At 61.6% G+C, this 8,248-nt stretch carries 6 protein-coding genes; 1 reads left to right on the top strand and 5 read right to left on the bottom strand.

Translation table 11 applies throughout. The annotated features are described in order from the left end of the window. Positions 1-1,911: 1,911 nt before the first annotated feature. Positions 1,912-2,853 carry a hypothetical protein gene (locus IY392_RS08755; RefSeq protein ID WP_182611237.1) on the top strand — a complete coding sequence of 314 codons (942 nt, stop codon included), beginning with the start codon at positions 1,912-1,914 and terminating at the stop codon, positions 2,851-2,853. Between the two features lie 121 nt (positions 2,854-2,974). Here IY392_RS08755 and IY392_RS08750 read toward each other — a convergent pair whose 3' ends face one another. The 5 genes from IY392_RS08750 to IY392_RS08735 all read right to left on the bottom strand — a co-directional run bounded on the left by IY392_RS08750 (position 2,975) and on the right by IY392_RS08735 (position 7,691). Continuing rightward, positions 2,975-3,364, bottom strand: coding sequence for a four-helix bundle copper-binding protein (locus IY392_RS08750; protein WP_228549190.1), 390 nt, complete (start codon positions 3,362-3,364; stop codon positions 2,975-2,977). Between the two features lie 181 nt (positions 3,365-3,545). Continuing rightward, complete coding sequence (locus IY392_RS08745) at positions 3,546-4,619, bottom strand: APC family permease (protein ID WP_228549189.1); 1,074 nt, start codon at positions 4,617-4,619, stop codon at positions 3,546-3,548. 33 nt (positions 4,620-4,652) lie between these two features. Next, on the bottom strand, positions 4,653-4,847 hold the full coding sequence (locus IY392_RS19170) for a hypothetical protein (protein ID WP_228549188.1): 195 nt from the start codon (positions 4,845-4,847) through the stop codon (positions 4,653-4,655). Between the two features lie 67 nt (positions 4,848-4,914). Next, positions 4,915-5,511 carry a CueP family metal-binding protein gene (locus IY392_RS08740; protein WP_182611235.1) on the bottom strand — a complete coding sequence of 199 codons (597 nt, stop codon included), beginning with the start codon at positions 5,509-5,511 and terminating at the stop codon, positions 4,915-4,917. A 5-nt stretch (positions 5,512-5,516) separates the two neighbouring features. After that, positions 5,517-7,691: a heavy metal translocating P-type ATPase gene (locus IY392_RS08735; protein ID WP_206682243.1), complete on the bottom strand. Its 2,175-nt coding sequence runs from the start codon at positions 7,689-7,691 to the stop codon at positions 5,517-5,519. Between the last annotated feature and the right edge of the window lie 557 nt (positions 7,692-8,248).

Below are 8,248 nucleotides of genomic sequence, written 5' to 3'. Positions count from 1 at the left end.
AGCCCGCCGTCACCCGACAGCAGCAGTCACACCGGCCCGTGAATCAGCGGGGTTAGGTCATACTTATGTGCATCCTGAGGCATATCTGGCTTCAGACTCATTCGTCAAAGGGGTCGCGGTGGAAGACATTCAGGTGGATGGGAGTGGCGATCTTCGGTGTTCAAACTGTGGCGGGAAGAGCTTTACGCGAAAGCGCACCAGGAGAGCGAAGATCCTCGGCGCCACCGCTGGCGTAGCGACGGTGGGCGTAGCGGGCTTGGCTGCTCCTCTCGTCGCAACGCAAAAGCTTTACTGCCAATCGTGCGGTACGTACAACCGCATGGGGGCAGCCAAGCCGTACAAGCCGAAGTCGCCATCACCGGCGAAGCCTGCGACGTCGAGCCCCGTTAGCAGCAGTACTCGGACCCCGGGCCGGCCACCAAGGAAGTCCTCCAAGTCCGAAGATATATTGTTCACGCTTTTTCTAGCCGGATTGTTCCTTGCTCTCTTTATTTGGGCGTTCACCGCAGGAAGTATCCTTTGGTCAATCGTGACCGGACTTCTCTTGGCCTTCTGCGTCTTCCTTGTCTTCACTGCAGTCACATTGGAGCGATCAGATGTGTCCCCTCCAAGGCCAGGTGCACGGGACGCAGACGCGGCCTGACCGGCGAGCAGGTCGCCGAAGCGCGGGACCGCCTCAAAGCGGGGGAAGAGCCATCAGCGATTGTCCGCGACCTCGTGTTTGGGCGATCGAAGAATACGGCGCCGATTGTCGGGGTCGACCAGCTCGCCCCGATCTCGGATCCAGAGAAGCCCCCGGAGGAGCACGTCGCTGGATTAGGAGTGCCACACAAGGCCGTGATGTCTCCACATTTGCTGCGCTACTTGTACGTGCCACACCGACAAGAGCCGGGTTTAGGGTTCGTGCTGCGCGAGCCGGAAGTCAACGGTTCGCTCACGAAGAGTCGCGTTAGACGATCGTCAAACGCGACAGCGTCTGACGCAAATTATGGGAAGTCCCGTTACTGGCGGGCGGGTCCGAGGCCGCTGCCCTGTCGGGGCCCCTCAGATCCAAGCTAATGAGAGGGGTGCCCTCCCCTCGACTCGCAAAGGAGGTGGCGGGACACCCCTGGGGCGGTTCAGAGCGGTTCGGGGCGGCAGTGCTCAGCTTCGCAACTCGATTTCCTGCCCAGTGTCGGATCAGCATGCGACTATCGCCCAATGAACACGAGACTCCGAGCGGATGGCCTCCGCATGCCGGCTGTCTACCCAAATCGATTTCTTGGCCTCTTTGCACGTGCGCATCTTTGTGAGGGCGGTGTGGTGCAGCACACTGTTCTGGGATTGTCTCCCTCCCACGCCGCTAGGCGCGCACGGAGGCAGGAGACAAAAATGCTTTGTGAGCAAGCAGGATTGGGATGACACGGATCTGGTTGTTCATTTCTGCACTAGCGCCGGCGCTACTCGTTGTAGGCTTTCGCTTGGTTGCAAGTCATCGGTTTATCGGTATAGCACTATTCGCGTTAGCGACAGTCGCTATACTTACGGTGTTTTTTATACTAAAAGCGCGGAGCTCGGTAGTCCCAAGGTTGTTCGTAATAAGCGAATCGAGGGACGAAACTCAACAAGTACCGACTTATTTACTAACTTTCATTGTGCCATTTTTATTTGTAGATATCAATGATTGGGGAAACGCTGCAGCGTATTCGGTGCTAATCGTCTTGATTGCAATCTTGCTGTACCGCACCGATCTCTCTCTCGTCAATCCGGCACTGCTCGCTCTGGGGTACCACATATACTCGATTCGGGACGGAGGAGGGCATGAGTCGTTGATTGTTTCCCGAACGCGCCCCCGGGTCGGGGCGAGTATCGCGGCGGTCCCGCTATCTGGCCACATATACAAAGTCGATGTAAATGAAACGGAGCGCATGAATGAGTGACGTGGGTATTGATGTTCAGAACATCGATGTAAGCTCAGCGATGACACTGGTGGTCGGATGGACATCTGGGAAAAGTCTAAAATTGCGGCAGGTACTCTTAAGTCAAGAGGTAGCAGCTGCCTTCCGGGATGTGGTCCAGAACGCCTCGAGTCAACTGGCACAAAGAGAGCCTGCCGACTGGACGCCCGATGCTGACCTATCTCCAGAGACCTATTTAGTGCTAGACGTCGACCAGGTGGGAGATGCCCCCAATCTCGCCGCCGAACATTCTGGCGAAAAGTTCCTGTCAGTTCTTGGATGGGCGGAGCGATTAGAGGAGATTAATCCCAAGCATCTCCCTGCAGGAGACCTTTCCTTTTATGCAATTGTAGTTGGAGAGGCTGGCGACAGGGCTGTGTTTATCCGCAGATCAAATCCTCGCCGGGGACTTAAGAGGGGACGTATATACTCCACGCTGTCAGACACTCTGCAGCGCGTGGAGGACCCAATATTTGCGTTCGATGAATGGATCGATTTGGTTTCTTTCCGCGGCAAGTTGGGGATCTTTAGTCAAACTGTCTTTTCTGCCTTTTTTCGCGACCAGGAAACTTTGGCAAAAAAGATTCCTGAATGGATTACTATCCTTGCGGCGTCGGTTCCGATGGAGTCCGTCAGTCAAGACTTACTCGAAACTCGAGTAAAGAGAGATTCGCGCCTTAAGGCACGTCTGGAAGCGATAGTTAGACGGGATCATCTATCGAGCGTGTCGAGCAGTGACCTGCGTCTGGCAATGGAAGAAAATGAACTAGATCCAGACAGGTTGATGGGTGTCGGTGGAAAGTTGCGTTTCGAGGTGGACGACATTCCACAGGTGCTTTATTTTTTGAATGAGGACCTGTTCACTGGGTCTCTCTCGAAGACTGGATTTCGAGCTGACAAAAAAGCCGCTCGATAGTTTTTCTGCTGTGCCGCGGACGTCATGTCGGTAATCGCTACGCTTTACATAAGGCATGGATATCGGCGGGTGGCCCAGCCTGGTCGATTGTCGTACGACCGACCAGGCCGGGCATTGATCGTTAGCTGATCGCGGACAGGAGTTCGGTGCAGGCCTGTTCGCATTTGCGGCAGGCTTCGGCGCAGACTCGACAATGCTCGTGCATGTCCTCGTGCTTCTTACACTCGGTGGCACATTCTGCGCATGCTGTCCGGCATGCCTCGAGCGTGGTCTTGACCGTGGCGAGGTTCTGCCCGGTGCGACGGCTGAGGATTTTGCCAGTGGTTGCGCAGAGATCGGCGCAGTCAAGGTTGAGGCGAATGCAGTTCCGTAGGTCTGCGACCATCTCTTCGGCCAGGCAGGCGTCAGCGCACGAGGTGCAAGTCTGTGCGCATTCGAGACACGCGGCGATGCAGTCGGCAAGCTTCTGCACGTCTATGCCGGAAGCGTCGTTGGGGTGGGTTTCGATCATTGAAGTGATGTGAGACATCGATGTGCTCCCTTCTTCTCCGAGTCGTCGCTGGAGGCGCCCAGCTAACGCCGACGCTACTGATGCGCAGAACTGGCTACAGTCCCTCGGTTCGACCTTCGCAGAATCTTTGTAATAACAAGCGTCCAATACCCGTTGTATCGGCTTTTCGCAGAAGGGCGGATCATTGTGCGGAGCGGTGACGCACGGTGATCCACTGCGCTGTGATGATGACTAGGGCCACGATCGCGGTGATGCCCAGCGTGAGTGGGTCGGACTGCGCCTTGAGCAGGAGGAAGGGTACGAGCACTGCGACGTCGAGGACGATCGCGACCCACGGGATCCACGCCTTGGCATTGACGTCGTCCTTGAGGCGTCGGACGATCCCGTAGTGGATGGCGATGTCCATTGCCAGGTACAAGATCGCCCCCAGGGAGGCGATCTGTGACAGGTCGAAGAAGGCTGCCATGAGGATCGCCAGGCCGGCTGTGATGTAGAGCGACTGGTGTCCGCCGTCCCCGGGTAGTCCCGGCACCTGGCCCATGTCGCGGAGCATGTCGTAGAGCTTGGAGACAGAGAACAAGCTCGCGATGAGTCCTGACAGCGTCGCCACCACCGCGATGATCACGGTCAGCGTGACGCCCCAGGATCCGAACATCGGCTTGGCAGCCTCGGCGAGGGCGTAGTCGCGGGCCCCGATGATCTGCGGAACGGTCAGGCTGGCGGTTACTGCGACGGTGATCAACAGGTAGAGGACGGTGCACAGGGCGATGGAGATCATGATGGAGCGGCCGATGTTGCGCTCCGGGTCCCGTAGGTCCGCGCCCTGGTTGGTGATCGTGGTGAAGCCCTTGTAGGCCAGGATGCACAGGGTCACCCCGGCCAGAAAGCCCATCCAGCCGTGCTCCGGTGGGGTGCGTTCGGCGACGGTGAACAGTCGGTCCAGCGAGGACACGCCCGCGGCCAGGATGCCGGCGATCGCCAGCACAGCGATGCCCACGATCTTGAGCGCCGCGGTAGCGGTGGCTGACCGCTCGACCCACTGGTTGCCCACCAGGTTGACCAGCGCGGCGGCGGCGATGGCGAGCACTGCCAGCACCGGCACCCACAGGGAGGAGTCCTGCATGCCGAACGGCCGCAGCACGTAGGTGCCGAAGGTCCGCCCCAGCAGGGACTCGGCGAGGATCATCGACACGTACATGAACAGGGAGAACGTGCCGGCCGCCACCCCGGGCCCGTAGGCGGCTTTGAGCAGCATCGCGATCCCGCCCGAGGACGGGTTGATGGCCGATTACCGGATGTAGGAGTAGGAACTGAACGCCACTACCACCGCGCCGGCGAGGAACGCCCACGGCACCCAGCCGCCGGCCAATTCCGCGACCTGGCCCACGAGGGCGAAGATGCCGGCTCCGATCATTACCCCGGTTCCCAGCGCGACGGATCCGGTGAGAGTGAGCTTGTCTTGGGACTGTGTGCTGTGGTCCATGCTGACCGCACTACCTTCCTGCCGGTGGGTGGCCGCGTCGGTGGCGATATCGGCGCGAGTGGGGATGTCAGGCGAGTTGCATAGTGGTCAGGCAGGTGAGGTCATCGTCGCCCGTGGAGATCGGAGCGGTGGCCGTTCTGCCGTCGTGGTCGATGGTGAGCGTGGCCGTGATGCCTCGCGGTAGCCAGAGCCCGAGAAAGCCGTTGTCGTAGGTGATGCGCGGTTCGTCGATGAGGGTGTCACCGGAGGCGTTATCGGTGACTGTGACGTGCACCTGTTCGTTGGCGATCTCGCCGAGGCAAGTGGTCAGGCTGTGGAATCGGCAGGGGTGGGTGCTCGTGTAATACGGAGCCACTGACAGATAGAACTGGTCCTCTGGAATAGGAATCGTCTCGAGGCTCTCATCGCCACTGGTCAAGACGAGCTCAGTCGGCTGCACCGAGGCGATCAGATCGTTCGGCCTGTCGGCCACCGGCATGGTGTCGAGCGTGTTGATGATCTGGGGTGCCTCGAGGCCGGCGAGATCGTAGGACTCCAACGAGGTGACGGGTGGTTCTGTCGACGCGTTGCCTGACGGTCCGGTCGAGCAGCCGGCGAGAGTCAACGCGGCGGCAGCAAGGAACGCGGATGCGACTCGTCGCCGAGAGGTGTCGGTGGTTGTCATGGTGGTTATCCTCGCTCCATCGCTCTTGTGACGGATTCTGGGCTCAGGTCGAGGCGCCGCAGCAGCTGGGCGTTGAGGGCAACAACGACTGTTGACAGCGACATGAGGATGGCGCCGACGCTCATGGGCAGCACGAATCCGATCGGAGCCAACACGCCGGCGGCGAGAGGCACGGCGGCAAGGTTGTAGCCGGCGGCCCACCACAGGTTCTGCTTCATCTTGCGGTAGCTCGCCCGGGAGAGTTCGATGACCGAGAGCACAGAGCGGGGATCCGATGAGGCCAGGATGACGCCGGCGGAGCCGATCGCCACGTCGGTCCCGGCGCCGATGGCGATGCCCACATCGGCTTGGGCCAGTGCGGGCGCGTCGTTGACCCCGTCGCCGACCATGGCGACCTTCTTGCCTTCGTGCTGGAGTTGGGCGACCTTGGCGGCCTTGTCTTCTGGCCGGACCCCGGCGAAGACCCGGTCGATGCCGAGCTCGGCGGCGACGGTGTCAGCGACGGCCTGAGCATCGCCGGTGATCATGACGACCTGCGCACCGGCAGCATGGAGCGCGTCGACGGCGTCACGGGACTCGGGCCGGATCTCATCGGCCAACCGCAGCGCGCCGATCACCCGGCCCTCGGCGAGGACGTGCAGGATGATCGCGCCCTCGGTACGCCACTGATCGGCGACGGGGAGTTCGTCGCGATCGTGCTGGTCGAGGAGATAGGGGCCGCCGACCTCGACCACGGTGCCCTCCACCGTGGCCTTCACGCCCACAGCTGGCGAGGAGGAGAAGTCGGTCGCCTTCGCCACGGTCAGTTCCCGGGCCCTTGCGGCCCCGACCACGGCTCTGGCGAGCGGGTGCTCGCTGTCGCTCTCGGCCGCCGCGGCGAGGGCGAGTACCTCGTCTTGGGTGTGTCCCTCGATCGGTTCGATTCCGGTGACGGTGGGTTCGCCCTTGGTCAGGGTGCCGGTCTTGTCGAACAGGACGGCGTCGACGGTGCGCATCGATTCGAGCGCGAGGCGGTCCTTGATCAGTACGCCGCCGCGGGCGGCGCGTTCGGTGGCGATCGAGACCACCAGCGGGATCGCCAATCCCAGGGCGTGCGGGCAGGCGATCACCAGCACGGTGATCGTGCGCACCACCGCCGCATCCGGCATCCCCAGAACACTCCAGATGACAGCGGTGATCGCCGCCGATGCGAGGGCGAACCAGAACAACCAGCCGGCCGCGGTGTCGGCGATGCGCTGGGCACGCGAGGAGGATGCCTGCGCGTCGGCCACCAGCTTCTGAATTCCGGCCAGGGCAGTGTCGTCACCGATTGCGGAGACTTCGACGCGCAAGCCGGAGTCGGTGGCCACCGTGCCGGCGACCACTTGCTCGCCGATCTCACGGCGGACCGCCTTGGACTCGCCGGTGACCATGGATTCGTCCATGCTGGCCGAGCCGTCGATAATCTTGCCGTCGGCGGGCACAGAAGCACCGGGGCGGACAATCACGACGTCGCCGACCGCCAGATCGGCCGGTGCGACGGTGACCACGTCGTCGCCGTCGACCTTCTCGGCCTCATCGGGTAGCAGTGCCGCCAGGGAGTCGAGTGCAGAGGTGGTTTGCGCCAGGGAGCGCATCTCGATCCAGTGGCCCAGCAGCATGATGACTACCAGCAGCGCCAGTTCCCACCAGAAGTTCAGCTCATGATCCAACAAGCTCAGGCTTGCGCCCCAGGAGGCGATGAACGCCACGGTGATCGCCAAGCCGATGAGCAGCATCATGCCGGGTTGACGAGCGCGGACCTCGGAGAGAGCGCCGGTCAGGAACGGCCGGCCGCCCCAGAGGTAGATCACTGTGCCCAGGATGGGGGAGACCCACCACACCCATCCGGCGTCGGGCAGCTGGTAACCGATGAGGTCGGCGAACATCTCGTTGAAGCCGACCACCGGCACCGCCAAGACGAGCATGATCCAGAACAAACGTCGGAACTGCCCGACATGGTCTCCGTGCCCGGCATGACCGCCATGGTCTTCATGGCCAGCGTGATGCTGCCCCGCATGGGCGTGGCCCGTCGTCTCCTGGGGCCCGTCCGGGTGATGGTGCTCAGCTACCGCCGTGTCTCGCTCGTTGAGGTGCCCGGCCGCGGCTCCGCCGGATCCGTGACTGTGGGCGTGGTCATGATGATCGTGCGACTGATTCATTTGGTCCCTTCCGTCTTGTCCATTGCCACCTGGTTGGCGTGATCTTCGAGCGGCATGCGTCCGGCAGCTTCGATATGCAGGAGTTTCGAGGGAGTGAAACAGCAAGAACATGATTCCCTGACAGCGGTGAGCCCTAGCGCATGATGTGTTCTAGGGGTCATGGACATCTCTTCCCGTGGGGCCAAGTAGCAGTTGCTCCGGGCCACGAGCCGATACCGCCGCAGGGTATCGAATCGTGCTGACATCTGTGCTCGGCCGACCACGTTCGTGACACCGCCCATCCCAGGATCGCCGTTCCCGTCGGTGATGACGCACGTCCTGGCGTTCTGGGGTCCGGCCGACAGTCAGGATCGTGGGTGAGCCAGCGGATTGTGGTGGAGATTGTGTGAAGGTTTGCTCAAGATGTTCGTCAGGGGAGTGGTTCGGGCTGGCGCCACGATGATGGCGGCTCCCTTCTAGGGCGCTCGGAACGATGGAAGCACCCTCCGCCGCTGCTGGTCTTTCGGGCGCCCAAGGGCGTGGGCCAGGGTGAGCTGCCTTTGGCCCGACTCCGTAGC

It is taken from the genome of Dietzia sp. SYD-A1, from assembly GCF_015356725.1.
Classification (GTDB): Bacteria; Actinomycetota; Actinomycetes; order Mycobacteriales; family Mycobacteriaceae; genus Dietzia.
The sequence above is the reverse complement of the archived record's forward strand: the minus strand, read 5'-3'. Positions and strand labels throughout refer to the sequence as shown.